Source organism: Marivita sp. (assembly GCF_020055675.1).
Lineage (GTDB): Bacteria > Pseudomonadota > Alphaproteobacteria > Rhodobacterales > Rhodobacteraceae > Marivita.
Map to the genome: position 1 here is coordinate 1 of NZ_JAIPUS010000037.1, position 23,506 is coordinate 23,506.

The window sequence follows — 23,506 nt, forward strand, 5'->3', positions numbered from 1 at the left end:
CACGCAATCTTGACCCGGCCAAAAGTATCAAGCCGATGATGGGCCGGTCGGGCCGACCGGCGGCCGCGCGTCAGGCCTATTCCATGACGGCGGTGGACGAATTTGGACCGGTGATCGACGACATCTACGATTTCGCCGAAGCGCAGGGGTTCGAGATCGACGGCATCACCCAAGAAGGCGGCGCGGGACAGCTCGAGATCAACCTGCGCCACGGTGATCCGGTGAAGCTCGCCGACGAGGTGTTCTATTTCAAACGCCTGATCCGCGAGGCGGCTCTGCGCCACGATGCCTTTGCGACCTTCATGGCCAAACCGATCGAGCAAGAGCCTGGCAGCGCCATGCATATCCATCATTCGATCATGGACATGGAAACCGGACGCAACATCTTCAGCGGACCCCAAGGGGGCGAAACCGACGCCTTCTTTCACTTCATCGGAGGGTTGCAAACATTCACGCCCTCGGCGATTGCGATCCTTGCCCCTTACGTCAACAGCTATCGCCGCTATGTCAAGGACCATGCCGCGCCGATCAACCTGGCCTGGGGCCGGGACAATCGCACCACTGGCATCCGCATCCCGCTGTCGGGTCCCGACAGCCGCCGGGTCGAGAACCGGCTCGCGGGGATGGACTGCAACCCGTATCTTGGCATCGCCGCATCGCTTGCCTGCGGCTATCTTGGTTTGATGCAGGAAACATGGCCGTCCAAGCCGCTCAAGAAAGACGCATATGAGAGCACCCCCGATATACCCCAGGTGCTCGGGCAGGCGCTGCAACTGTTTGACGGGGCGGACGAGCTGCGCCAGATTCTTGGTGAAGAGTTCTGCCGCGTTTACTCGATCGTGAAATACGCGGAATACGAGGAATTCCTGCAGGTCATCAGCCCATGGGAGCGGGAGCATTTGTTGCTGAACGTCTGATCTTCGGGTGTCGGACCGGCGCTGCCGGTCCGACCAGGTGGGGGGACGCTGTCCCCCCACACCCCCCGGGGATATTTGAAGCAAGAAGAAGAACAGGACTGAGCTTTGAACCTGCTGTTCAGCAATGACAAACGCGGGGAGTATCCCCGGAGCTGGTACGCGGCGACAGCGACAGCGCTTGATCCGTTTCCGCCTGTGGCAGGACAGGTGCGAGCGGATGTCTGTGTCGTTGGCGCGGGCTATACCGGTCTGTCCGCGGCGTTGCACCTGGCCGAGATGGGGGCGGATGTCGTGTTGCTTGACGCGCAACGCGTCGGCTTCGGCGCCTCGGGGCGCAATGGCGGGCAGCTTGGGTCGGGTCAGCGGCAAGACCAGATCGCACTGGAGACAATGTTGGGGCAGGATGCCGCGCGGCGCCTGTGGGACCTGGCCGAGGATGCCAAGGCGTTGGTGCGGGACCTGACAGCTCGGCATGGGATCGATTGTTACCTGCGGGACGGCGTGGCCACCGCCGCCTCGCAGGCCTCGGACGTGGCGGATCTGCATGGCTATGCCGACCACCTGTCAGTGCGCTACGGCTATGACAAGATCGACGTGCTTGACCAGGCGGCGTTTCGCGCGGTGTGCCCGTCGCCGGACTATCGAGGCGGCATCCTGGATAGCGGGGCGGCGCATCTGCACCCGCTGCGCCTTGCCTTTGGGCTGGCAGAGGCGGCGTCCAGGTCCGGCGTGCGCCTTCACGAGCGCAGCCATGTTCAAAGGATCGAGCCCGGCAGAAAGGTAACGGTGCGTACGGATGCGGGACAGGTGAGTGCGGACCAGGTGATCCTTGCCGCCAATGGGTATCTTGGCGGGCTGGAGCGCAAGGTGACGGCGCGGGTCATGCCGATCAATAACTACATCGTGGCCACCGAACCGCTTGGTGACGCGGCCGAACGCGTTCTGACACGCGATGTCGCGGTAGCGGATTCGCGTTTCGTGGTGAATTACTTCCGGCTCAGCCATGACACGCGGCTGCTTTTTGGTGGCGGCGAGACCTATGGCTACCGCTTCCCGTCCGATATCGCCGCGCTGGTGCGCAAACCGATGACTACCGTGTTCCCGCATTTGAACGATGTGAAAATCGACTACGCCTGGGGCGGGACACTGGCCATCACGATGAAACGGATGCCCTACCTTGCGCGCGTGCGACCCAATATCCTGTCCGCCTCGGGCTATTCAGGGCATGGCGTCGGCAATGCGATCCAGGCGGGCAAACTATTGGCAGAAGCGACACGCGGTCCGTCAGAGGGCTTTGCGGCGTTTAATGCCATCCCGCATGGCATCTTCCCAGGTGGCGGGTTTTTTCGCACGCCGATCCTGTCGCTGGCGATGTCGTGGTACGCGATGCGCGACCGGCTTGGTCTGTGACTACTTGTCGAGTTTCGACAGTTTCTTCTGAAGTTCGGCCAGTTGGCTCTTGATGGCATCCAGGTCTTCGCTCTCGGCTTCCTTTTCGGTGCCGGGTTCGCCTGATTGGTCCGGTGACGGCCCGGACCACGTGGAGGCTGCATTGCCGGTCATTGCCTTGATGAAGGCTTCCTGCTGGGCTTGGATGGCATCGAAGCCGGGGACACCCGACATCGGGTTGGCCTTGTTCATGTTCTCGACCCATTTGGACTGGCTGTCGCGAAACATCTCGAAACTGGCGGCCAGAAACTGCGGCACCGCGCTGGTCGCCTGCGTGGTATAGCTGCGCACCAGGTCGTTCAGGATATTGGTCGGCAAAACGCTTTCGCCGCGGCTTTCGTGTTCGGCGATGATCTGAAGGAGATACTGCCGCGTCAGGTCATCACCGGATTTCAGATCGACGATCTTCACCTCGCGCCCGCCGCGAATGAAACCGGCGATATCCTCGAGGGTCACGTAATCGGAGGTTTCAGTGTTGTAGAGACGACGGCTTGCGTAGCGCTTGATCAGCAGCGGTTTTTGGTCTTCGGCCAAAGTGAGCCCCTTCCCGGAATGTCTTCGCTGCGTTGCAGCCTAAGCACATGCAGCACAAAAAGAAAGCATTTAGCAATCTCTGGTTAGACAAAGCTCCAGCCATCATCCGAGCCTTCGAAAAGGCTCATCAGGATTTCACCGGAGGCCTCGGTGTTCTCGGGTGAAATGGCAATATCCGCCAATGCCAGTTCTTTCGTGATCCTCTCGTCATTCAGAAGGTTCAGATAGAACAGAAAACCGTCGAGGTCCGGATCCCGGTCGAGGACATTCTGGTACACCTGCTGAAGGAACTCCTCGTTCGACAAGGTTCGCGCATCCCCGAAGTTGGCAGTGAATTCGGGACTCGTCATCAGGTCTCGTGCCAGAAACTCATCCGTGAGTTTGTTCGCTTCGGTCACATCAATATAAAAATTCAGTCCCGGAAGATCGATATTGCCGTCCCGGTTCAGCGCCGCTTCGTAAAGCAGTGCGACGCGTTCCGCGACGATGAAGCCTTCGGGATCGCCTGCGCCATCCAAGGCCGATCCTTCCCCCAGCGTGATCACCGTATCGTCGAACCGCAGAAACTCGATGTTGAACAGCTTGTCCCGTTCACCTTCGGCATTCGTCACGATCGCGTATGTCTGGCCACCGACGATCTCGTATTCGCTGGAAAGCCCGACAAAGCGGGCGGTGTCACCATCTACAGCGTCGAAATACGTCTCGTTGCCGAAAATAAAGTCGTATCCGGGACCGCCGGTCAGAACATCCTGGATGCTCCCCCCGCGCAAGACGTCGTTGCCGGCCCCGCCATTGATGGCATCGGGTCCGACTTCACCAAAGAGAATGTCATCACCTTGGCGACCGGAAATATAGTCCGCGCGGCTGGTGCCATCTATCTGCTCTCCGGCACTGGTCCCGATGTATTCGTACAGGTCGGCGACATTGATGGTATCCAAGGCAAGCCACTGGTTCGCGTCCCCGGCGATGTTGAGGAAACTCGAAATCTCCAGCGCCTCGACATCGCGGTTGTAGATGCGATTGGACGCAGCGTTCGCGGCCGCGTTGGCCCGAGCCTCAAACGAGGCGTCTGATTCAACGAAGGGCAACGGAATACCGAGCGGGCCAGGATTGAACCCGGACTCACGCGTCAGAGAGACACTCTCACTGTGTCCGGTCAGGGAACTGCGAACGGTGAAATCGATCGTGGTCTGAATGAAATTCGTCTCCAGACCCGTGGTGGTAATCCGTTCGGAAATGGCGCGGCCGAATTCGTGATATATGTCGTCCTGTCCGACATTATCCAGCAGGAGTTGCATCGCCTCCTTGACCGAAAGATGCAGACCGGCGGCCCCAAGCGGTCCATCCTCGACAGTGTTGCCGACAATCTGTCGCGCGATGGCAGCATAGTGCAAAGCCGCAAACGAGTAGGCCAACGTCTCAAACGACGCAGTATCCTTTGAATTGCGAACCTGTGCCTCGATCTCATTGAGCGCCAGCGTAGATACATTGATCGCCTCACGCGCGAACGCATCCCGGTCTGCCGTATCATCCGCCGCTGCATATTGCGTTAGAAACTCAAGTGCGGCATCCGAACCGCCAAGCGATTGCGCAATGTTCGAATTTACGACGGCCGTCGACAGATCCTTGAGGCTCGCCAGATCATCCTTGATCTGGTTCATCTCGAACCGCCGTTCCACATCCGATTGCGCGCCCGAGAAAAATGAATAAATTCCCAAACCAGCAGCGTATAGACCAACTGCAGCAGCAATTGCCATAATTCAAATTCCTTGATTGACGCAAAAAATTTACGCGCCATCACCCAACATATGACAGGAAAAAGATCGGTAGAGTCAAATGATGCTTCGCCTGTATAACAGAAAAAGGCCGGATCCTTGCGGACCCGGCCAGAACATAGCGTTCCAATTTGGGAGGAGAGAACGCTAATTCATGTGTAGCTTACTTCGCAGCAGCGGTTGCCTTCTTGGCAGCTGTTGTCGCGTCGTTCGTCGCTTTCTTGACAGCGGCGGTCGCGTCTTCGGACATGTCCTTGCCTGCGGCCATCATCAGTTCGACGGTGTCCATCTGGACCTTTTTCGCGATCTCGGCGAAGGCGGCCATATTCTCGGACGCAACTTCAGCCTGAGCGGAGGCGAAATCGGTCATCGCTTTTGCATAGTCAGCCGGCTCTGTCTTTGCTTTGGACATGTCGCCCAGCTTGGCAAGCGTGTCCTTTGTCCACTTCGCGGAGATTTCGGACGACTTTTCAGCCGCTTCAATCGCAACGTTGGACAGCTTTTCGTTCAAAGTCGCTGTTGTTTGAAACGCGTCCTCCATGGACTTCGTGTCCACCGGGAACGAACCCATCATTTCTTTCATGGTCGCTGTCATGTCTGGTGTCTTAGCCATTGTCTCAAATCCTTTCCTGCTTGGCGGGCCCACCCCGCTGTCTTGTGCAGATGATGAATATATACATGCCGCACTGCAGCATTTCAACCCTTTTTCTGCACTGCAGCAAAATTCTTTGGTCGGGGTCAGGGGATGAGGTGGGCGCGAGCATCCGGATCAGGCGGTCGCCTTGACCTGAACATAGGTGCCCGGTGCCGGTGCCAGTGGCGGATGCGATGTATCGCCAACGCTCCGCGCCTGGATCCATTTGCCGGAGCGCTTGGCGATCCATCTCTCCCAGACCGGCCACCAGGACCCTTCGGTATAGTCGGCCTGCGACCGCCATTCATCCGGTGACAGCGACAGGTCATCATGCGTGTAATGTCCGTATTTCTTCTTGCTCGGCGGATTGACGATTCCGGCGATATGACCCGATTCCGACAAAATGAAGTGCCGCGATTTTCCACCCATTGCTTGCACACCGCGATAGCAGTCTTTCCAAGCCGCGATATGATCCGTCTCGCAGGCGACCGAGCAGAGCGGCACGTCAACGTCCCGCAGGTTCAGCGTCTCGCCCATCAACTCGAACGTGCCTTGCGCAAACTGGTTGTCCTGGCAGAGGCCGCGCAGATATTGCACGGCCATCTTTCCGGGCAAATTCGCCCCATCCCCGTTCCAATACAACAGGTCGAAGGCGGGCGGTGTTTCGCCCATCATGTAGCTCTTGATGGCCGGCCCATAGACCAGATCGTTCGATCGAAGAAAGCTGAAGGTCCGGGCCATGATGAAGGACTTCAGAATTCCGGTCTCGTCAATTTCGGCTTCAATACCGTCAATGAAATCGTCTTGCAGGAACGGGGTGAACTCTCCCTGGTCGGAGAAATCCGTAAGCGTCGTAAAGAACGTCGCAGATTTGACCGACTTGTCGCCCCGCTTTTTCATCAAGGACAGGGTGAGGCCCAGGGTCGTGCCGGCAATGCAATAACCGATCGCGTTGACCTTCTCGACATCGCAGATCGCTTTCACTTCGGTAATCGCGCGCAAATAGCCATCTTCGATATAGGTCTCTAGCCCCACGTCCTTGTAGCTTTCATCCGGATTGATCCAGCTCACGACAAACAAGGTGTACCCCTGATCCACCACCCAGCGGATAAAGGAATTTTCCGGCTTCAGGTCGAGGATGTAGAACTTGTTGATCCAGGGCGGGAACAGGACGATTGGCGTTTCGCGCACTTTCTCGGTGGTTGCCGTGTACTGGATCACCTCCATCATGTGGTTGCGAAAGACAACCTCGCCCTCGGCCGACGCGATATTGTTTCCGATCTCGAACGCGCCTTCGTCGGCCAAACGAACCACCAATTCGCCGTTGTTCGCTTCGAGATCGGCGACGAGGTTCTCAAGCCCTTTCACGAGGCTTTCGCCGTCGGTCTCAAGCGCTTTTTGCAGCGCATCGGGATTGGTGGCGAGAAAATTGGTGGGCGCGAACATATCGACGATCTGCTGTGCGAAATACCGCAGACGCCGCTTTTCGGTCGCGTCCATGTCATCGATATCCTCAACCGCACTGGCAATGGCATCGGCGTTGATCAGATATTGCTGCTTTACGAAGTTGAAATACGGATGCTCGTTCCAAAGCGGGTTGCGGAACCGGCGATCCTGACGACCGGGATCGTCGGGCGGTTGCAGCTTGCCCTTGGCCAGCGCCTGTTGCGCCTCCATGTAATGCGTCACCGATTTGCCCCAGTATTCTATCTGGTGCTCCATGAGCTTGGCCGGATTGTGCATCCACTCTTGCCAATAGGCTTGCATCGCTTGCCCGAACAACATGTGGTCCGGACCATGCAGCGATGGGTTGCTCTTTTTCTTTTGCGACAATGCCGACATCAGCCGACTTGTCAGCGTTTCAATCTTTTGCAAATTGGCCTCAAGTTCCGCGCTCATTTTCGGCGCGGCAACGTCATCAGTTGTCATGGCCAATAATCCCCCCTAGATATGCTGCCATGCAGAATACAGTCGCCTGCGGTGGGAGGCAAAGCGACGAAATAGCCCGGTTCTTGATCCGGCTCGGAAGGAGACGCCTCTATGCGCCACATGATCACATACGATATCATGGATACATTTCGTAATACGAATCAATGGCTTGGTGCAACCGCCCGCACCATGGCCTCGTATCCCGTCTGGTCCACGATGCCCAATCCGGCGATCCAGTGGATGGCCGCATGGGGCGAAGTGACCGAACGCACATTTGAACGAATGGTGGTCAAACCCGACTGGGGGATTCGGACATTCACCTGCGAGGATGGCAAGGATCACCTTGTCGAGATCGAGACGATCGTCGAACGTCCCTTTGGTGATCTGCTTCACTTCAATGTCGCAGGCCGCGAGGAACAGCCCCGCAAGGTCCTGCTCGTGGCCCCGATGTCCGGCCATTATGCAACCCTCCTTCGCTCGACCGTGAAATCGTTACTGGTCAATTGCGAAGTCTACGTGACGGACTGGCACAACGCCCGCGATATTCCCGTCAGCTGCGGCAAGTTCGATGTCGAAGATTATACGCTCTACCTGATGGACTTCATGCGCACGCTGGGACCGGACATCAACGTGGTCTCCGTCTGCCAGCCGGTCCCACTCACGCTTGCTGCGACCGCCTACCTTGCCGAACAGGATCCCGACGCCCAGCCGGCGACGCTCACCCTGATCGGTGGCCCCGTCGACCCGGACGCAACGCCGACGGAAGTCACCGATTTCGGCCGCCGCGTGACGATGGGACAGCTCGAGGAAACGATGATCCAACGCGTGGGCTTCAAACACAAGGGTGTCGGACGCCTTGTCTATCCCGGCCTGCTGCAGCTCGCATCCTTCATCTCGATGAACGCGGAACGCCATGCCGACGCCTTCTCAAACCAGATCCAGCAGGTGATGCGCGGCGAGGCATCGGATCACGACAAGCACAATCGCTTTTACGATGAATACCTCGCGGTCATGGACATGCCTGCGGAGTTTTACCTGTCAACCGTGGACCGCATCTTCAAGAAACGTGAAATCGCGAAGAATGAATTCGTCGTCGATGGTCACAAGGTCGATTTCGGCGCGATCACAAATGTCGCCGTAAAAACGGTCGAGGGCGAAAACGACGATATTTCGGCCCCTGGTCAATGCCTAGCGGCGCTTGATCTGTGCACCGGTCTTCCTGATGCCCTGAAGGCAAGCCATGTCGAACCAGGCGCAGGTCACTACGGGATTTTTGCCGGAAAAAGCTGGCGCAACAACATCCGTCCGCTGGTGCTTGATTTCATCGATGGTAACGCCAAGAACGGCGCCAAGCCGAAAACGGCGAAAAAGACCAAGGCGGCCAACACCAACGCCGCATGAAACAGGCCTGGGGGCTGATCCTAGGATCAGCCCCTAGCCCTCCTTGGCCCAGATCATGTCGATCAGGGCCTGCGTTCCCTGACTGAACTCCAACGGGCAAGGATACGACGCCTCGCCGCGCACGGCGGCGCCGAATGCCTCGACCTGTTCGACGTATTGGTTCACCCCCGGATAGTGCAAAACCTCTGTCGGAAGAGACGGCCGGATCAACCGAAGCTCGGCATCGCCTTGGCTCAAGGCGTTGAACGGCACCGACACCTCTATGGCGCCCGTGGTGCCATGGAAGGTCACCGACTGATACCGCAACATCCGCATCGACGTGAACGAGGTCAGCGTGAACCCGTCGAACTGAACCGTTGCCTCGGTGCGCACCTCGACCCCGCTCTCGCGCCGGATATCCGCGCACAGCACCTCCAACGGCTCCTGCCCGGTCGCAAAGCGTGCGCATCCCAGCGTGTAAACACCGATATCCGGCAGGCTTCCGCCGCCGGTCTGGGTGGCATTGCGTATGTTCCCGGGATCCCCCGAATTGTCGTAGGCAAAGGTCGCATTGATCCGCCGCAGATCGCCAATCGCCCCGGATTGAACCCAGTCGCGCACCTGCCCCCATTGCGGATGATGTACGATCATATAGGCTTCTGCCGCCAAAAGCCCGGTCTTGTCACGCAACGCGATCAGGTCGTCGATCTCGTCGGCCTGCATGGCGATCGGCTTTTCGCACAGCACATGCTTGCCTGCCTCCAGCGCCTTGCGCGTCCATTCGACATGCAGCGTGTTGGGCAGCGGGATATAGACCGCGTCGATCCCTGGATCGGCCAGAACAGCGTCATAGCTGTCGACTACGCGCAGATCCCCGTCGATGGCCCGAAACGGTGTCGCCTTGGCCGGATCCGAGGTGCCTAGCATCGCCAGTTTCGAACCACGCGCCGCATGAATCGCCGGAGCCATCTGCTCCTGCGCAAAATTCGCCGCTCCCAAGATACCCCAGCGTAGGTCCGACATGCATTTTCCTTTCGTAGATTGACGGTGCGCTATCACAAAAAATACGCCGGGCACAGGCCCGGCGTTTCGCAATACATCATATCCTCGGTTCAGGTGGCAGAGAGCAAACCCTGGTCTTTCGCCAAATCCCGCATGCGTTTTTGCAGCTTTTCAAAGGCCCGCACTTCGATCTGGCGAATCCGTTCGCGACTGACATCATACTGCGCGGACAGGTCTTCCAGGGTCACCGGTTTGTCGGCCAAACGGCGCTGGGTCAGGATGTCCTTTTCACGGTCGTTCAACACGTCCATCGCTTCGCCCAGCATTGCGCGCCGCGCATCCAGTTCATCCTTTTCCTCGTAATCCGTGGCCTGGTCGGCACTTTCGTCCTCAAGCCAGTCCTGCCATTGCATGGTCCCTTCGCCCTCGGACCCGACCGTGGCATTCAACGAGGCATCGCTACCGGCCATGCGCCGGTTCATCGAGATCACTTCATCCTCGTTCACGCCAAGGTCGGTGGCGATCTTGGCCACATGCTCGGGCCGCAGATCTCCTTCTTCCAGCGCGCCGATCCGCGACTTGGCCTTGCGCAGGTTGAAAAACAGCTTCTTCTGCGCGCTTGTCGTGCCGAGCTTCACCAGCGACCATGACCGCAGGATGTATTCCTGGATCGAGGCCCGGATCCACCACATTGCATAAGTGGCCAGACGAAACCCCTTTTCGGGGTCGAACCGCTTGACCGCCTGCATCAAACCGACATTCGCTTCCGAGATCACCTCGGCCTGTGGCAAGCCATAGCCGCGATACCCCATGGCGATTTTCGCCGCGAGGCGCAGGTGGCTCGTGACCATCTGATGTGCGGCTTCGGCGTCTTCCTGCTCGACCCAGCGCTTGGCAAGCATGTATTCCTCTTCCGGCTCCAGGAGCGGAAACTTCCTGATCTCCTGAAGATAGCGACTCAGTCCGGCTTCCGGTGATGGGGCCGGGAGGTTCGCATAATTCGACATACCCTTGTCCCTCCAATGTTTACGAGCTTAACATCCCATGTGGGAAGCCAGCCATGAATTTCAAGCGTTCTACGCTGTCTTACAACAGTTTAACGCACAAACGCCGGGTGACAAACCGCATGTCAGTGCATTCACGCACATGAGACGATTGTTTCAGCCACGCAGTTGCGCGATCATATCCGTCATGTCCTGGGGTAACGCCGCCACAAGGCGAACGGTTTCACTGCTGACAGGGTGGCTGAACCCCAAAACAGCCGCGTGCAGGGCCTGCCGGTCAAACGCGCCCAACCCCGCCCGCGCCCTGTCCGGCAATGCCCCTTTGGCCACTTTGCGCTGACCGCCATACACCGGGTCGCCGACCAGACCGTGCCCCGCATGGGCCATATGGACCCGGATCTGATGCGTGCGCCCTGTCTCCAGTCGACATTCCACCAAAGACACCTGCGGCGGCGCGCCGAACGTCTCGATCACCCGCGCGCGCGTCACCGCGTGTTTGCCGTGACCAAAGAACACCGCCTGCTTCTGTCGGTCGGACTTGTGCCGCGCCAGATCACTGGTGATCTTGATGACAGCGCCCGGCTCGATGGACACCCCCCGAACGCCCCGCAACCGAGGATCACCGGGATCGGGATGCCCGTGCACCAGCGCCTGATACACCCGCTCAACGCTATGGGCCGCGAACTGGTCGGCTAGCCCGTGATGCGCACGGTCCGATTTCGCGACCACGAGCAATCCGCTGGTGTCCTTGTCAATGCGGTGCACGATCCCCGGGCGACCGACACCGCCCACCCCGGACAAATGCCCGTCGAAATGGTAAAGCAACGCATTTACCAAAGTGCCCGACGGCGTTCCCGGCGCGGGATGCACCACCATCCCCGCAGGTTTCATCACCACGATCAGGTCGTCATCCTCGAACCGCACATCCAGCGGCAGATTTTCCGCCATGATGTGGCTTTCCACGACTTCGGGCACCGCCACTTCGATAACATCGCCCTCGGCGACATCCGCTTTGGGGTTGGTCACCACCGCGCCACCCCGCCGCACCGCGCCTTCGTCGATCAGCCGCGCCAATCGGGTGCGCGACAGCGCCGCTTCCTCTGGCACGTCGCGCGCCAAGGCCTTATCAAGGCGGCTGGGCGGTGATGCGCCAATCGTGACGCGGAAAATGAGGTCAGACATGGATAACGCCCCCGAGGATCAGCCCCCCGAACCAGCCAACCTGCGCTTCCTGCGACGGCTGGTGACGGTGCTGACCGTGACAATGATCGCAGGCGTCATACTCATCACGTCGCTGATTGTCATCCGCTTCAATCAGTCTGCGGCACCTTTGCCCGACACGATCATCCTGCCCGACGGCGGCAGCGCCACATCTTTCACCCAAGCGCGGACGTGGTACGCCGTTGTCACCGAAAGCGACGAGATCCTGATCTTCGACCGCGCTTCGGGCCAACTTGTTCAGACCATCCAGATAGACCTGCCCGCCGCACCCACAGAGTAAGCCTTCTAACGGGCGGATCCATGCCAGCATGGTACCTGCGATCCTGTCGCAGGACGGCTCCCCGGAACGATCTCGGGCTTGCCCGATACTGGCGACGGATCAGGCGAAATAATCGGCGCCGAATCCGCGTTGGGCCATCGCCGTTCTGAGCCGCGCGAAGCCGCGTTCGCGCAATTGCCGAATCCGTTCTTTCGAAATGCCGAACTGTGCGCCCAGCGTTTCCAGGGTTGCCGGCGGATCGTTCACTTGTGTCGCGATGATGATATCACGTTCGCGATCGGGCAAGGTGGTCAGCGCTTTTGCAAGGGCTTGTCGCAGCCCGTCGGTTTCAAGGTTTTTCAGCGGCAGGGATTCGTCGAGGCTTGCCGGATCGGCAAGCAGCGCCATGCGATCGGCGCCCTCCTCGTCCCGGGCCGGTGCATTCAACGAGCTGTCGCTGCCCGTGACCTGTTCACGCAGGGACGCCGCGCGCTGCGGATCCACACCCAAGGTGTCAGCAAGTTTCTTGTCCGCAATCGCCCGATCCATTGCCGGATCGGCCGTCATCTCGGCATCGAGCGCCGCGATTTGCGCGGTGGCCGCGCGCGTTTGTGCGGAATTCGGGCGCCGGACGATGGATGTATTCGCGCGCGCATAGTCTTGCACCTCGGCACGCGCCCACCACACGGCGTATGTCGAGAAACGAAAGCCGCGGTCCGGGTCAAAGCGATCGGCCGCCTTCATGAGACCGATCTGGGCCTGTTGCTGCAGATCCTGGTCAGCCTCACCGGCGCCGCGCTTGAAGCGACGCGCGACCGAAGCCGCCAGGGGCGCAAAGGCACTGATCAGCTTATCACGTGCGCGCCGGTCGCCTTGGTCTTGCCACGCGCAGACCAACGCCCGTTCGTCTTCCGCGGACAGCATTCCCGGGGTCGGGACACTTCGGGCCCCGTTGATGAGGTTCGTGACAGGTTTGTTCATGATAAAGCCAATTTAGTTTTGAATCGATATTAATCTTCCCAATCGGTGATTGTCAAAGTAGTTTCGATTCACTATCAATTTGCCATGACCGATACACCGCAAACACCGGACCGGATCGCGGAACTGCTTGTGCATGTCGGACGCACGGCGCGCACCGAAGATGCAGGATCCGCACTGACAGCCGCGCAATGGACCTGCCTGCGGTTTTTCGCCCGCGCCAACGGCAGCACACGCACCCCGTCCGGATTCGCCAGTTTCCAGGCAACGACGCGGGGCACCGCGTCACAGATCATCAAGTCGCTGGAACGCAAGGGGCTTGTGACGGGCACCCGCTCGGACCGCGACCGGCGCAGCGTATCTTTTGACCTGACGAATCACGGCCGAACAATACTCGCGCAGGACCCGCTGCGGGACCTGATTGACGTGATCGACCGCCTTGGGGCGACCGAACGCAACCGGTTCCTGACGACGCTGTCCCGCCTTGCCTCGACCCTGGCGATACAGCGGGACGCCCCCGCGTTCGGGACATGCCAGGATTGCAGTCATTTCGCGGCCTCTGACGATACCGCCTATTGTGCCTGCATGGCCGAAGAACTCGCAGCAGTTGACATACCGAAGCTCTGCGCAAGCTATACACCGACACCCGAGCCACAGAGCCAAGGAGACCGACATGACGCAGACTGAGACCTCTGCAGCCCCCCGGATGATCGCCATCAGCAGCGGCAAGGGTGGCGTGGGCAAGTCCACGGTAACCGCCAATATCGCCGTTGCGATGGCCGACGCGGGGTTGCGTGTGGGCGTGGTGGATGCCGACATCTACGGCCCGTCGATCCCCGGCATACTGGGGATCGCGTCCGAAAAGCCCGCCATGTCCCCTGACCAGAAGGTGATCCCGGCCGAGGCGCACGGTGTAAAGGTCATGTCCATGGCGATGTTGTCCGACGACGATGCCCCGGCGATCCTGCGTGGGCCGATGGTGACGAAGTACTTGCAGATGTTCGTCCGCCAGGTGGACTGGGGGGCGCTGGACGTGCTTTTGCTCGATCTGCCGCCGGGCACGGGAGATATCCAGCTGACGTTGGCGCAGGCCTTTCCGCTGTCCGGCGCGGTGGTCGTCAGCACGCCGCAGGACGTGAGCCTCAAGATCGCGCGCAGAGGTATGCGCATGATGGAGCAGGTCAGTGTTCCGCTCCTCGGCGTGATCGAGAACATGAGCGGTTTCACCTGCCCGGAGTGCGGAACGGTGACGCATATCTTCCACCAGGGCGGCGGCGAAGCCATCGCGCAAGAGCTTGGCGTGGATTTCCTCGGCAAAGTGCCGCTCGACCCGATGGTTGTCGATTGCGGTGACGATGGTCGGCCTCTGCTGCGCGCCGCGCCGGAAAGCCCGGCCGCAGGGGCCTATCGCGAGATAGCCTCGACGCTTGCCGGAGCGTCGGACAGAAACGACGGGATCGCCACGCCTTTCGCCTGGACCCTCACCGAAGGCACAGGCAAGCCAACCGCCGCGCCAACCGGATCCGACGGCCCGGCTGACCGCCTTGCTGCCCTGGAGCACACGGACGGCGCGCTTCTCCTGAGGTGGGCTGACGGCACGGAGCAGCGCCTGACCGACCGTGATCTGCGTCTGAGCTGCCAATGCGCACAATGCCGAGACGAGATGAGCGGCAAGCGGTTGCTGTTGCCCGAAAATGTGCCGCTGGACATCAGCCTGACGCGCGTCTGGAGCGTCGGCAACTACGCGCTTGGCATGGCTTTCAGCGATGGCCATGACACCGGCATCTACACCTTTAAGGCGTTGCGCGCGATGGCCGGCACGGAGCTTGAGGATGTCTGACACAGCCACCCGTCGCCGCATCCGCGCCCAACCCTCGGCGCATGATCCCGATGTCATGGGATTTGTCCTCGACGCGCCGGTCCAGGGTGGCGCATCCGTCCGCTTCGAGACGGCTGGCGACGCCCCGCTGGCGCGTGCGGTTTTCGCTGTGCAGGGTGTCCTGCGGGTCGAGGTGAGCAGCGCCACGATCTGGGTGAAAAAACACACGGACGCGGAGTGGACGGCGCTCAAGCCCCGCATCGCCGAAGCAATCCGGCACGTGCTCGACGAAACCGACGCCCCGCTTGGTCAGGACCGATCGACCGGGGCCAACCCCGACGAAACCCTGCGCGGCGCTGTCGAGGAATTGCTGGACCGCCAGGTCAATCCGGCGGTCGCCGCGCATGGCGGGCATATCTCGGTCGACCGGGTCGAGGCGGCAACGGTTTACCTGCGCATGTCCGGCGGCTGCCAGGGCTGCGCCGCGTCCGCGGCCACCCTGCGCGAGGGTGTGGAACGGATGCTGCGTGCAGCCCTGCCCCAAATCGACAAGATTGTCGACGTGACCGACCACGCGTCGGGGGACAACCCGTTCTATACGCGTGACGACGGGCCGTCGCCAGTCATGAACCGCCTCGTCCCCGAAGGCGTCATCGGATGGGAAGACGGACAGATCATGGTGGACCCCGACTATCTCGCCCCCAAGCTCGGCATCACGGTCGACACGCTGCGCGCCGGCCTGCGTCGAGGGGATGTTGTCGGCGTGACCGAAACCGGAGAAGGCGAAGACAGCGGCAAAACCCGGGTCATCCTGCGCAGCTCGACCCGCGCCTGGGCGGCCGAAATCGACGCCAACGGCACGGCGCGCGAGATACCGCCTCCGCGCGTGGTCGAGGCGGCAGCCGACAAGGAAAAAGAGCTGTCCAACCGCGTCCGCGCCCACTTGGAAAGCCTCGACGAAACCGAGGTGCCAATCACATATGGCGCCTTGGCGCGCGCGCTCGGCCTCTGGGCACCGGGTTCGATCGCAAAGGTCACGCGGGCTCTCGAAACGACGATGCGACAAGACGCTGCCGCCGATCGCCCCTTTATCGCGGCCTGCGTCGTCAATCGCGGGCGCGAAAAGCTCCCCGGAAAGGGATATTTCGACCTCGCACGCGCCCTGTCCCGAGGGCCGCTGAAAGGGGAAGACAAGGCGGATGCGCACGCAAGAGAACTGCACCGCCTGCGCGAGGCAATCACGCGGTAAACGGCCGCTGGCACACTCTGCCCGACTTCGAACAGCCAAAGGATCCCTCCAGCGACGGCTCCCAACCTGGTGGCCGCGAACGACACGATCCGCCGCGACGCCACTGGACACAGGGCCGTAAAAGCTCTGACGCTTTCTAACGACGGGGGCTTAAATGCGCTGGGGGGGGGAAACACAACCGGTCCAAGACACCATTGTGCGCGGCAATGCTATCGTTTAACGACGATAGGCGAAATGAAGGATCGCGCATGCAGGAGACGGACATCAAGATCGCAGAACTGGCCAAAGCGCTGGCGCATCCCGCGCGGTTGCGCATTCTTCGGCTGCTGCTCGCCACGCCGGGGTGCATCGGTGGCGATATCGTGGACGCCGTCGGCCTGGCGCAATCCACGGTGTCCGAGCATCTGCGCATCCTGAAAGCCGCCGGCGTCATCACCGGCGAGATCTCCGGCCCGCGCACCTGCTACGCGCTCAACCCAGCCGCGCTGGAGCCGCTCAGCATCTTCATCGGCGCGCTGACCCCGCCCCCCGATGCAGGTTGCCGCGTGCCCGACCGAGAGGAAATTTCATGAGCCTGTTCGAACGCTGGCTGACCCTCTGGGTCGCCCTGTGCATCCTGGCCGGGCTTGTGCTCGGCAACCTCGCGCCGGGGCTTTTCGGCGTGCTGGCCGGGCTCGAATATGCCTCGGTCAACCTCGTCGTCGCCGTCCTGATCTGGGCGATGGTCTACCCGATGATGATCGCGGTGGATCTCGGTTCGCTCAAGGCGGTCGGGCAGCGCCCGAAGGGTCTTGTGATCACCCTGGCCGTGAACTGGCTGATCAAGCCCTTCACCATGGCCGCACTTGCGGTGCTGTTCTTCAACCACGTCTTCGCCGGGCTGATCGATCCCGAGCGCGCACCGGAATACATCGCGGGGCTGATCCTGCTCGGCGCCGCGCCCTGCACGGCAATGGTCTTCATATGGTCGCAGCTCACCAAGGGCGACCCCAACTACACGCTGGTGCAGGTGTCGGTGAACGACCTGATCATGGTGGTGGCCTTCGCCCCCATCGTGGCGTTCCTGCTGGGCGTCACCGACATCAGCGTGCCGTGGGAGACGCTGATCCTCTCGGTCGTCCTCTACATCGTTATTCCCCTGATCGCAGGGATGCTGACGCGTCGGGCGCTGATCGCGCGGGACGGCGAGGACGCGGTGGCGGCGTTCACCGCGCGGATCAAGCCGGCCTCGGTCGTGGGTCTGCTGATGACCGTGGTGCTGCTCTTTGGCTTCCAGGGGCCAGTGATTCTTGCCCAGCCGCTACTGATCGCGTTGATCGCGGTCCCGATCCTGATCCAGTCCTACGGCATCTTCGCACTTGGCTACGGCGTGGCGTGGGCCTGGGGCGTGCCGCACAAGGTTGCGGCACCCTGCGCGCTGATCGGCACGTCGAACTTCTTCGAACTGGCGGTCGCGGTGGCGATCGGGCTTTTCGGGCTGAACTCCGGCGCGGCGTTGGCCACCGTGGTCGGCGTCCTGGTCGAGGTGCCGGTTATGCTGAGCCTCGTCGCCATCGCGAACCGGACACGCGAGAGGTTCCCGGCATGAAACTCGACACCCCCGGACCGACAAGACACGCTTTGCCGCCACCGACACCGAAACGCGTCTGTTTTCGACGTTCAGCCTGCATCTGCCACGGGTTCTGAGCCTCTACCGCGCATTCGGGGCGCGGTCGTTCGGCCAGCAGTCCGCCGAGGTGGTCGGCTGTATCCTCACCGCACTGGGCACGGAGGTCCGGTTCGTCAAACCGTCCGGCCGGTTGTTGATGGTAGGGTGGACACCAGCCACCCCAAGGCGCCGGAGTTTCGGATCTCGTCGACATGCTGCGAGGGTACCGTCAAGATCTGCGCGGCCAAGACCGACGACCCCACCCGCTGCGTTGGTCCAAAGCCAGGGCTCAGACAGTCGCCGGCACGCGCTCTGCAAGCGCAACAGCCGCCGGAGAAAGCCGAAGCTCCAGCGCCAGCCTTTCGGGTGCGCCCTGCGACGGCAGGCGCATGGGCATCCCCAGCAGTTTCAGCGCGATGTCCCCGTCGGGCAGCGCATACCGATGCCCCATCGAATGGGTCAGGGCAACCCGTTCGCCCGGGCGCGGGTTCAACCCGGGCCGCGTGGCCCCCAGCCCCGCCTTGAGGTGATGGGCGATGTCCCACTCCTGCGTCTTGCCCTCATGCCGCGTTACGACCCAGCAGTGACCTTCATGGGTCATGCCGCCCCGCTCTTCAGGGAAGAAAGAGCCGTATATGTAGGCCGCCTCGTACCCGGCGGCGCGCAGGCTGGCGACCAGATAGGTGTTGATGTCGACGCAGGAACCGGGCGTCACGCCGCAGGACAGGTAAGGCACCGCGTCGGTGTCGTCATTGAAGCGCCGGTCGGGATGCGCATAGGCAAAGCGCGCCTCGGTTTCCGCGACCAGCGCGGCAATCCCGGCCTGGCCGCCGCCGGCCGCCTCGGCCGTGGCGCGGCTCGCCGATACCAGGGCCTCGGCCGCGGTGGTGTAGCGGGTGGCGCGCGGGCGAAAGGCGGCCTCGGGATAAACCCGCCCGGCGCTCGCATCGTCGATGGCATAGTGCAGCGCCAGCGGCCCGCCTTCGGGCTGGATCCGCACCGCGCCCACCCCCAGGTCCGGCTCGGTCGCCACGACGTCGATCCGTCCGCCCGTCACGGTCAGGCGCGACACCGCCTCGTAAGGGGTGGCAAGGCCGGTGGCGGCCAGGACCGGATCGGTCACCGGCCCCGTGATGTTCACGGTCAAGGTTCTCATGTCATACTCCAGAGTTGAAACAGCAGCCCCGAGGCGAAGGCCCCCGTCAGCGACAGCGCAATATAGAGCGCGAAGACCTGTGGCCGTGCCAACGCCCAGACCGCCATAGCCGCCGGGATCGAGGTGACGCCACCGGCAATAAGAAAAGCCATGCCGGCGCCCGGCGCCATGCCCTGCCCGATCAATCCGCCGACCAGCGGCAAGGCCGCATAGCCGTTCAGATAGGCGGGCACCCCGACGAAGGTCGCGGTCACAATCGGCAGAAGCCCCTCGCCGCCGAGCGCGCTGGTCACGGTTTCCGCCGGGATCCAGGCGAGCATCAGGCTTTCGAGGATGAAGGCCAGCGTCAGCCATTTGGCGAGGAAGAGCGTGGTGGTCAGCGCGGTCTTGCCAAACTTCGCGCGGCGATCTGGCTCGGTCCAGAACCGCCAGACCACAGGTTTGGGCGCACGGACCTTCGCGCCCCCGCAACCGCCATTGCCGATCCCGTCGCGCAGCGGATCGGCAAAAGCCCCGACCTTCATCATGAGGTGCACAACCGTGCCGCCAAAGACGCCCAGCCCGATGGCGGCGGCGGTCTTGGCCACCGCGAACTCAAGGTCCAGAACACCTGCCGTCAGCACGAACATCGACGGATCCATGATCGGCGAAGCAAGCCAGAACGCCATCACCGCCGACAGCGGCACGCCCATGGCCAGCAGCGCCGCGATCAGCGGGATCACCCCGCAGGAGCAGAAGGGCGAGATGCCGCCTGCCAGGGCGCCCAGCGCGATCATCAGGACTGGCGCGCCGGTGAACGCCTTGGCGATCAGGTTGTCGGCACCGGTTGCGTTTGCCCAGGCGGCGATCGCGATCGACAGGATCAGGAACGGTGCCGTGTTCAGGAGCGCTTGGCCCGCGAAACGCGCACTCTCCGCGGCTTGGGGTGTATCGAACACCGCCAGCGCCGCAAGGATCACCGCAGAAGCAAGCCAGACCCGCTGATCCTGCCACAGATGGCGCAGCAGGGACCGAAAGCCCGGGGTCGCAAGGGTCGTGTCAGTCATCACTAAATCTCCGGAATTGCAGTTGTTTTGAGTCAAGGAAAATAAGCGCGCGTCTCATGCCGCATGCTCCGAGGCGCGGCGCGCAACACCGGCGCAGCATTCGGACGTCAGAAACCCGACCAAATGATTCATCGCGGGAAAATCGACACGGTTGAAGACCTCGCGCCCCTGCTTGTCTTGCAGCACAAGCCCGGCGTCGACCAGCGTCGAAAGGTGATGCGCCAATGTCGACGGCGCGAGCCCCAGATGCTCGCCAATATCGCTGACCCGCAGCCCGTCGTCCCCGGCCTTCACCAGCAGACGAAAGATCGACAGGCGGGCATCATGGCCAAGTGCGGCAAGGGCGCGGGCGTTGGGGCTGATCGTACTCATGCCCCTTACATAACTACAATCCTAGTTTTGTAAATGATTCGTATGGAAACAGGCACCGGCGGCTGGCCGAGGGCCTTGTTGCAGAAATCGTCATGAGGCATGGATTGCCGTTTGCCGACTGGATGTCTCAAGCGAACTGAGATTGCCAAATTTGTCGAGAATTGCAGCCTGCCGACGTGATCGCGACGCGCTTTCATGCAACGGCCATGATGATGACCATGTGTAGCTTCCCGGCGGCGGACCGTCGGGACAATGGCCAGCCTGCTGCGCCTCGAATGGTTGGCAGCGGACATCCTCAAGCGACTCGCCTTGCGCCGCAAGCAGTGCGCCATCAGCCCCTATGACCCGTGCTTCGTGGCCTCCCTGCCCTTGGACGAGCAGCCGGCGCGGGTGTTCGACTGACGATCAGCGAAAGCTGGCCTGAAACGACGTCGGCGTCAGCGAGACATGCCCATCGAGCGGCGGGTACAGCTCGAACGCCCTCGGCTCGCGTGAGAAATTCCACATCCGGAACAGGCACCACTCCGCACGCCCTTCGTCGGCAACGGCCAACTCGTTGCGCGTGATGTGGAAGGGCGTGCGCTCCCACCCATTCGTCGTTTTCACCTCGATCAGCCGCGGGCGGCCATCGGGCGCGTAGCTGGCGATGTCGTAGCCCGCGCCATCGCCGTCCTCTTCCGAGACCCAGCGGACCTTGCGCGCCAGGTCATCCCGTCCCGCGGCCCTCAGCGTGGCGTGCTCATGCGCCAGGACGCGCTCCTCGCCCGCGCGGCCAAGGGCGCGATTGCGCTCGTCCCGGCCCGCGACGTCGAACTTTCTGGCGATGTGCAACATCTGGTCCAGCTCTTGTGGCGGGGGCTGGTTGGACAAGGTGGGCGGAGGGCCGATCCAGATCTGCGCCGCCTCGCGCATGCCGGTCGCAGCGCGCATGCCTGGCAACCGGCCGAGCCAGTCCGGGTGCAGCGCCAGCCACCGCGCCACCGCATCGACCAGCGTCATCTGGAAATTGAAGGCGGGCTTGTAGCCGGGGATCCAGTCCTCGCCGAGCCCCTTCAGCACCGCGCTGATGTTCTGGTGCTTGAACTCGACCGATCCCTCAGACCGGTCATTCAGAAGCGGCAGGAGCGCCCGGCGATGCTCGGCTTTGCTGTAGCGGCGCCCGGCGATGTCGTCGGCCAGCATCGCGAAGTAATCCGCGACGATCAGGTCGTTTTCTTCATCAGTCCAGGGGCCACTCGCCATCCCGCCAGGCTAGAGGCGCGATGTGCGTTTGTCATCAATGGCTTCGTTGAGCCCGTCGCCGATTGCTCCGCCAACGCTACGCGCCGTTCTGCCAGCGCATCTATCGGCTACGCCTCCTGCATGTTCGGTCTCTGTTTCGGTCGATAGCGATGGAAACAGGGCGCGCAGTTTTTGCGATGTTGCAAGTTAGGTCATTGGAATAGAAGGGAAAAAAACGACCGAACCGAAATCGGCGCGGTTCGCCCGACCAGAGATGAGAGGCCACTCAGAGACGGAAATTGCTCCGCGCCTGCGTCTCAGCGGTTCGCACCCACCCGGCAAACCCCTTTGAAAACAGGAAAAATTCCGCCTCAATCGGACGGCCTGAACGGGTTCGAAAGGGCGATAGTGGCGGAGGGAAAGACTCGCTCCGCAATTCGGCTGTTTTGGCGTTTCGGATCGAGTCTAGACGCCACGAAAACCCCTGAAATCTTGAGAAATCTGTCCGACCCCATGCCGATGGGCATCGCCCTACCGCGAAGGATACGACATGATTTCGACGGGTTGCGCCAATTCACGCCCGCCCCGCCTGTTTCAAACATAGCCTCCGAGCACGCAACATACCGACTTGAATAGGTTTTCTTCTCACGCATTCGTTCTCTTGCGACCGAAGTGAGTTGCGCAAAAGGAGACGAAAATGAGCGAAGTATGTCTGAGTCAGATCGAACTAGCGGCCCGATGGAAAATAAGCCACCGAACACTTGAACGCTGGCGTTGGGCCCAGGAAGGTCCGCGATACCTGAAGATCGGCGGCCGGGTCGTATACAGAGTGTCCGACGTCGAGGCCTTTGAACGCGAGGTTCAGAGCTTTCCTGACGAGTCACCGGCTGAAAGCTGAGCTGTCTACCTCGCCTCTCCCAAGGTTGCGACATCGCGAAAAAGACAATCTTACGAAGCATTTCGATTGAACAGGACATGACTCCCCGATAGCGTTCAGACAGCACATAAAATGGGCGCGCATATTAATCAAACGCGTCGAGCCGGGAGTGCGAAGTGGATAGTGACAAATCGGAGCTTCGTTGGGGAGTCGCGCAGCGCCTCGAGTTCATCGAGTTCCGATTGTTTTGGGAGGGGCGAGTGAACCGCAGCGACTTGATGGAGCAGTTCGGGCTGTCGGTGAACCAAGCGTCCGCCGACCTGAACCGTTATATTGGGTTCGCTCCGGACAACATGGTCTATGACAAGAGCGCGCGGACATATGTTCGTGGTCCCGACTATGCTGCGCAGTTCCTGAAACCCGACGCCAGCCGCTACCTTGCACAGCTACGGTCTTTGGCCGATGGCATCATGGACAGCGACGATACCTGGATCGCTGAACTGCCATCCTATGATGCTGCGCCAACCCCGGCCCGTGGCGTGAATCCCGTCACCCTGCGATCCGTTGTCGGTGCCATCCGCCGATCCGAGGCCATCGAGGTGAAGTATCAGTCCCTTTCGCGCCCTGAGCCGAGCTGGCGGTGGATCGCGCCTCACGCAATCGGGTTCGATGGCTTTCGATGGCACACACGGGCATTCTGCCAGGCGGATGAAGTCTTCAAAGACTTCCTGCTCTCTCGCATCCTCGCGACTCGCGGAGTTGAGGCCAGCGATGTCACGGATGCCGCCGATGCCGACTGGCAAGAGCATGTCACGCTTGAGATCGGCCCCCACCCTGAACTCTCAGAGCACCAGAAGAAGGTAATCGCGCTGGACTATGGGATGCGCGGCGGCAAGGCCAAGATCAAGGTAGGGTCTGGACTCATTGAGTTTCACAGCCAGTAGATGACAAGTGCAGCCAGCGCGATGGCCGACAGGAAGACCTTTGGGCATCTGTCGTATCGGGTTGCCACACGCCGCCAGTCTTTCAGCCTGCC

The 23,506-nt window shown here is 61.3% G+C and carries 24 protein-coding genes and 1 pseudogene; 12 read left to right on the forward strand and 13 right to left on the reverse strand.

Annotation, left to right across the window (positions count from 1 at the left end):
- Together LCF59_RS15875 and LCF59_RS15880 are read left to right on the forward strand one after the other, a co-directional pair.
- Nucleotides 1-917, forward strand: a 917-nt coding sequence (locus LCF59_RS15875) for a glutamine synthetase family protein (protein WP_292288599.1), incomplete at its 5' end; no start/stop codon positions are given.
- Between the two features lie 105 nt (nt 918-1,022).
- Entirely contained in the window at nt 1,023-2,327 is a 1,305-nt protein-coding gene (locus tag LCF59_RS15880; RefSeq protein WP_292288600.1) for an FAD-binding oxidoreductase, read from the forward strand.
- On the opposite strand, the gene phaR is transcribed toward LCF59_RS15880, so the two are convergent.
- The 4 genes from phaR to LCF59_RS15900 all read right to left on the reverse strand — a co-directional run bounded on the left by phaR (nt 2,328) and on the right by LCF59_RS15900 (nt 7,238).
- The gene (gene phaR / locus LCF59_RS15885; RefSeq protein ID WP_292288601.1) at nt 2,328-2,900 is read right to left on the reverse strand and encodes a polyhydroxyalkanoate synthesis repressor PhaR; all 573 of its coding nucleotides are present in this window, start codon (nt 2,898-2,900) and stop codon (nt 2,328-2,330) included.
- A gap of 83 nt (nt 2,901-2,983) precedes the next feature.
- Nucleotides 2,984-4,657 (reverse strand): DUF4214 domain-containing protein, encoded by a 1,674-nt coding sequence (locus LCF59_RS15890; protein ID WP_292288602.1) that lies wholly within the window; start codon nt 4,655-4,657, stop codon nt 2,984-2,986.
- A 181-nt stretch (nt 4,658-4,838) separates the two neighbouring features.
- On the reverse strand, nt 4,839-5,288 hold the full coding sequence (locus tag LCF59_RS15895) for a phasin family protein (protein ID WP_292288603.1): 450 nt from the start codon (nt 5,286-5,288) through the stop codon (nt 4,839-4,841).
- 156 nt (nt 5,289-5,444) lie between these two features.
- The gene (locus LCF59_RS15900) at nt 5,445-7,238 is read right to left on the reverse strand and encodes a class I poly(R)-hydroxyalkanoic acid synthase (RefSeq protein ID WP_292288604.1); all 1,794 of its coding nucleotides are present in this window, start codon (nt 7,236-7,238) and stop codon (nt 5,445-5,447) included.
- A 111-nt stretch (nt 7,239-7,349) separates the two neighbouring features.
- Here LCF59_RS15900 and phaZ point away from each other — a divergent pair, with 111 nt between their 5' ends.
- Entirely contained in the window at nt 7,350-8,639 is a 1,290-nt protein-coding gene (gene phaZ, locus LCF59_RS15905) for a polyhydroxyalkanoate depolymerase (RefSeq protein ID WP_292288605.1), read from the forward strand.
- Nucleotides 8,640-8,672: 33 nt separating this feature from the next.
- Here the strand turns inward: phaZ and LCF59_RS15910 are convergent, their stop codons facing one another.
- The 3 genes from LCF59_RS15910 to LCF59_RS15920 form a co-directional block, all read right to left on the reverse strand.
- Nucleotides 8,673-9,641 (reverse strand): Gfo/Idh/MocA family oxidoreductase, encoded by a 969-nt coding sequence (locus LCF59_RS15910; protein ID WP_292288606.1) that lies wholly within the window; start codon nt 9,639-9,641, stop codon nt 8,673-8,675.
- A gap of 89 nt (nt 9,642-9,730) precedes the next feature.
- Complete coding sequence (rpoH, locus tag LCF59_RS15915) at nt 9,731-10,627, reverse strand: RNA polymerase sigma factor RpoH (RefSeq protein WP_292288607.1); 897 nt, start codon at nt 10,625-10,627, stop codon at nt 9,731-9,733.
- Nucleotides 10,628-10,780: 153 nt separating this feature from the next.
- Nucleotides 10,781-11,806, reverse strand: coding sequence for an RluA family pseudouridine synthase (locus LCF59_RS15920; protein WP_292288608.1), 1,026 nt, complete (start codon nt 11,804-11,806; stop codon nt 10,781-10,783).
- Here LCF59_RS15920 and LCF59_RS15925 point away from each other — a divergent pair.
- On the forward strand, nt 11,805-12,125 hold the full coding sequence (locus LCF59_RS15925; RefSeq protein WP_292288609.1) for a DUF6476 family protein: 321 nt from the start codon (nt 11,805-11,807) through the stop codon (nt 12,123-12,125). The genes LCF59_RS15920 and LCF59_RS15925 overlap by 2 nt on opposite strands.
- Nucleotides 12,126-12,224: 99 nt before the next feature.
- Here the strand turns inward: LCF59_RS15925 and LCF59_RS15930 are convergent, their stop codons facing one another.
- Entirely contained in the window at nt 12,225-13,085 is an 861-nt protein-coding gene (locus LCF59_RS15930) for a sigma-70 family RNA polymerase sigma factor (protein WP_292288610.1), read from the reverse strand.
- 84 nt (nt 13,086-13,169) lie between these two features.
- On the opposite strand from LCF59_RS15930, the gene LCF59_RS15935 reads away from it, so the two are divergent.
- From LCF59_RS15935 to arsB, 5 genes are all read left to right on the forward strand, one after another.
- Nucleotides 13,170-13,769, forward strand: a complete 600-nt coding sequence (locus LCF59_RS15935) for a MarR family transcriptional regulator (RefSeq protein WP_292288611.1) — start codon at nt 13,170-13,172, stop codon at nt 13,767-13,769.
- Nucleotides 13,756-14,922 carry a P-loop NTPase gene (locus tag LCF59_RS15940; protein ID WP_292288612.1) on the forward strand — a complete coding sequence of 389 codons (1,167 nt, stop codon included), beginning with the start codon at nt 13,756-13,758 and terminating at the stop codon, nt 14,920-14,922. The genes LCF59_RS15935 and LCF59_RS15940 overlap by 14 nt, the downstream gene beginning before the upstream one ends.
- On the forward strand, nt 14,915-16,150 hold the full coding sequence (locus tag LCF59_RS15945; RefSeq protein WP_292288613.1) for a DUF6522 family protein: 1,236 nt from the start codon (nt 14,915-14,917) through the stop codon (nt 16,148-16,150). Before LCF59_RS15940 ends, LCF59_RS15945 begins: the two co-directional genes overlap by 8 nt.
- Before the next feature lie 248 nt (nt 16,151-16,398).
- A complete protein-coding gene (locus LCF59_RS15950) occupies nt 16,399-16,722 on the forward strand; it encodes a helix-turn-helix transcriptional regulator (protein WP_292288614.1) in 324 nt (107 codons plus the stop codon).
- Nucleotides 16,719-17,738, forward strand: a complete 1,020-nt coding sequence (gene arsB, locus LCF59_RS15955) for an ACR3 family arsenite efflux transporter (RefSeq protein ID WP_292288615.1) — start codon at nt 16,719-16,721, stop codon at nt 17,736-17,738. The genes LCF59_RS15950 and arsB overlap by 4 nt, the downstream gene beginning before the upstream one ends.
- Before the next feature lie 349 nt (nt 17,739-18,087).
- Here arsB and LCF59_RS15960 read toward each other — a convergent pair whose 3' ends face one another.
- Genes LCF59_RS15960 through LCF59_RS15970 form a run of 3 tightly spaced genes read right to left on the reverse strand, consistent with a single transcriptional unit; the run spans nt 18,088 to nt 20,372 of the window.
- The gene (locus tag LCF59_RS15960) at nt 18,088-18,954 is read right to left on the reverse strand and encodes a transglutaminase domain-containing protein (RefSeq protein ID WP_292288616.1); all 867 of its coding nucleotides are present in this window, start codon (nt 18,952-18,954) and stop codon (nt 18,088-18,090) included.
- Nucleotides 18,951-20,000, reverse strand: a complete 1,050-nt coding sequence (locus LCF59_RS15965; protein ID WP_292288617.1) for a permease — start codon at nt 19,998-20,000, stop codon at nt 18,951-18,953. The genes LCF59_RS15960 and LCF59_RS15965 overlap by 4 nt, the downstream gene beginning before the upstream one ends.
- 54 nt (nt 20,001-20,054) lie before the next feature.
- The gene (locus tag LCF59_RS15970; protein ID WP_292288618.1) at nt 20,055-20,372 is read right to left on the reverse strand and encodes a helix-turn-helix transcriptional regulator; all 318 of its coding nucleotides are present in this window, start codon (nt 20,370-20,372) and stop codon (nt 20,055-20,057) included.
- Between the two features lie 252 nt (nt 20,373-20,624).
- Between LCF59_RS15970 and LCF59_RS15975 the strand changes: the two genes are divergently transcribed.
- The gene (locus LCF59_RS15975) at nt 20,625-20,774 is read left to right on the forward strand and encodes a hypothetical protein (protein ID WP_292288619.1); all 150 of its coding nucleotides are present in this window, start codon (nt 20,625-20,627) and stop codon (nt 20,772-20,774) included.
- A gap of 3 nt (nt 20,775-20,777) precedes the next feature.
- Here the strand turns inward: LCF59_RS15975 and LCF59_RS15980 are convergent, their stop codons facing one another.
- A complete protein-coding gene (locus LCF59_RS15980) occupies nt 20,778-21,614 on the reverse strand; it encodes a DUF3883 domain-containing protein (RefSeq protein ID WP_292288620.1) in 837 nt (278 codons plus the stop codon).
- Nucleotides 21,615-22,290: 676 nt separating this feature from the next.
- Between LCF59_RS15980 and LCF59_RS15985 the strand changes: the two genes are divergently transcribed.
- Together LCF59_RS15985 and LCF59_RS15990 are read left to right on the forward strand one after the other, a co-directional pair.
- Nucleotides 22,291-22,491 carry a helix-turn-helix domain-containing protein gene (locus LCF59_RS15985; protein WP_292288621.1) on the forward strand — a complete coding sequence of 67 codons (201 nt, stop codon included), beginning with the start codon at nt 22,291-22,293 and terminating at the stop codon, nt 22,489-22,491.
- A gap of 155 nt (nt 22,492-22,646) precedes the next feature.
- Nucleotides 22,647-23,414, forward strand: a complete 768-nt coding sequence (locus tag LCF59_RS15990) for a WYL domain-containing protein (RefSeq protein WP_292288622.1) — start codon at nt 22,647-22,649, stop codon at nt 23,412-23,414.
- Here LCF59_RS15990 and LCF59_RS15995 read toward each other — a convergent pair.
- A pseudogene (locus tag LCF59_RS15995) lies at nt 23,402-23,506 on the reverse strand (IS5/IS1182 family transposase); the annotation flags it as partial. The gene LCF59_RS15990 and the pseudogene LCF59_RS15995 overlap by 13 nt on opposite strands.

Bases quoted from the DNA above. Each gene is read 5' to 3' on its own strand.
- LCF59_RS15890 (WP_292288602.1), bottom strand. From the start codon at position 4,657: ATGGCAATTGCTGCTGCAGTTGGTCTATACGCTGCTGGTTTGGGAATT.
- LCF59_RS15895 (WP_292288603.1), bottom strand. From the start codon at position 5,288: ATGGCTAAGACACCAGACATGACAGCGACCATGAAAGAAATGATGGGT.
- LCF59_RS15900 (WP_292288604.1), bottom strand. From the start codon at position 7,238: ATGACAACTGATGACGTTGCCGCGCCGAAAATGAGCGCGGAACTTGAG.
- phaZ (WP_292288605.1), top strand. From the start codon at position 7,350: ATGCGCCACATGATCACATACGATATCATGGATACATTTCGTAATACG.
- LCF59_RS15910 (WP_292288606.1), bottom strand. From the start codon at position 9,641: ATGTCGGACCTACGCTGGGGTATCTTGGGAGCGGCGAATTTTGCGCAG.
- rpoH (WP_292288607.1), bottom strand. From the start codon at position 10,627: ATGTCGAATTATGCGAACCTCCCGGCCCCATCACCGGAAGCCGGACTG.
- LCF59_RS15925 (WP_292288609.1), top strand. From the start codon at position 11,805: ATGGATAACGCCCCCGAGGATCAGCCCCCCGAACCAGCCAACCTGCGC.
- LCF59_RS15920 (WP_292288608.1), bottom strand. From the start codon at position 11,806: ATGTCTGACCTCATTTTCCGCGTCACGATTGGCGCATCACCGCCCAGC.
- LCF59_RS15930 (WP_292288610.1), bottom strand. From the start codon at position 13,085: ATGAACAAACCTGTCACGAACCTCATCAACGGGGCCCGAAGTGTCCCG.
- LCF59_RS15935 (WP_292288611.1), top strand. From the start codon at position 13,170: ATGACCGATACACCGCAAACACCGGACCGGATCGCGGAACTGCTTGTG.
- LCF59_RS15940 (WP_292288612.1), top strand. From the start codon at position 13,756: ATGACGCAGACTGAGACCTCTGCAGCCCCCCGGATGATCGCCATCAGC.
- LCF59_RS15945 (WP_292288613.1), top strand. From the start codon at position 14,915: ATGTCTGACACAGCCACCCGTCGCCGCATCCGCGCCCAACCCTCGGCG.
- LCF59_RS15950 (WP_292288614.1), top strand. From the start codon at position 16,399: ATGCAGGAGACGGACATCAAGATCGCAGAACTGGCCAAAGCGCTGGCG.
- arsB (WP_292288615.1), top strand. From the start codon at position 16,719: ATGAGCCTGTTCGAACGCTGGCTGACCCTCTGGGTCGCCCTGTGCATC.
- LCF59_RS15960 (WP_292288616.1), bottom strand. From the start codon at position 18,954: ATGAGAACCTTGACCGTGAACATCACGGGGCCGGTGACCGATCCGGTC.
- LCF59_RS15965 (WP_292288617.1), bottom strand. From the start codon at position 20,000: ATGACTGACACGACCCTTGCGACCCCGGGCTTTCGGTCCCTGCTGCGC.
- LCF59_RS15970 (WP_292288618.1), bottom strand. From the start codon at position 20,372: ATGAGTACGATCAGCCCCAACGCCCGCGCCCTTGCCGCACTTGGCCAT.
- LCF59_RS15975 (WP_292288619.1), top strand. From the start codon at position 20,625: ATGGCCAGCCTGCTGCGCCTCGAATGGTTGGCAGCGGACATCCTCAAG.
- LCF59_RS15980 (WP_292288620.1), bottom strand. From the start codon at position 21,614: ATGGCGAGTGGCCCCTGGACTGATGAAGAAAACGACCTGATCGTCGCG.
- LCF59_RS15985 (WP_292288621.1), top strand. From the start codon at position 22,291: ATGAGCGAAGTATGTCTGAGTCAGATCGAACTAGCGGCCCGATGGAAA.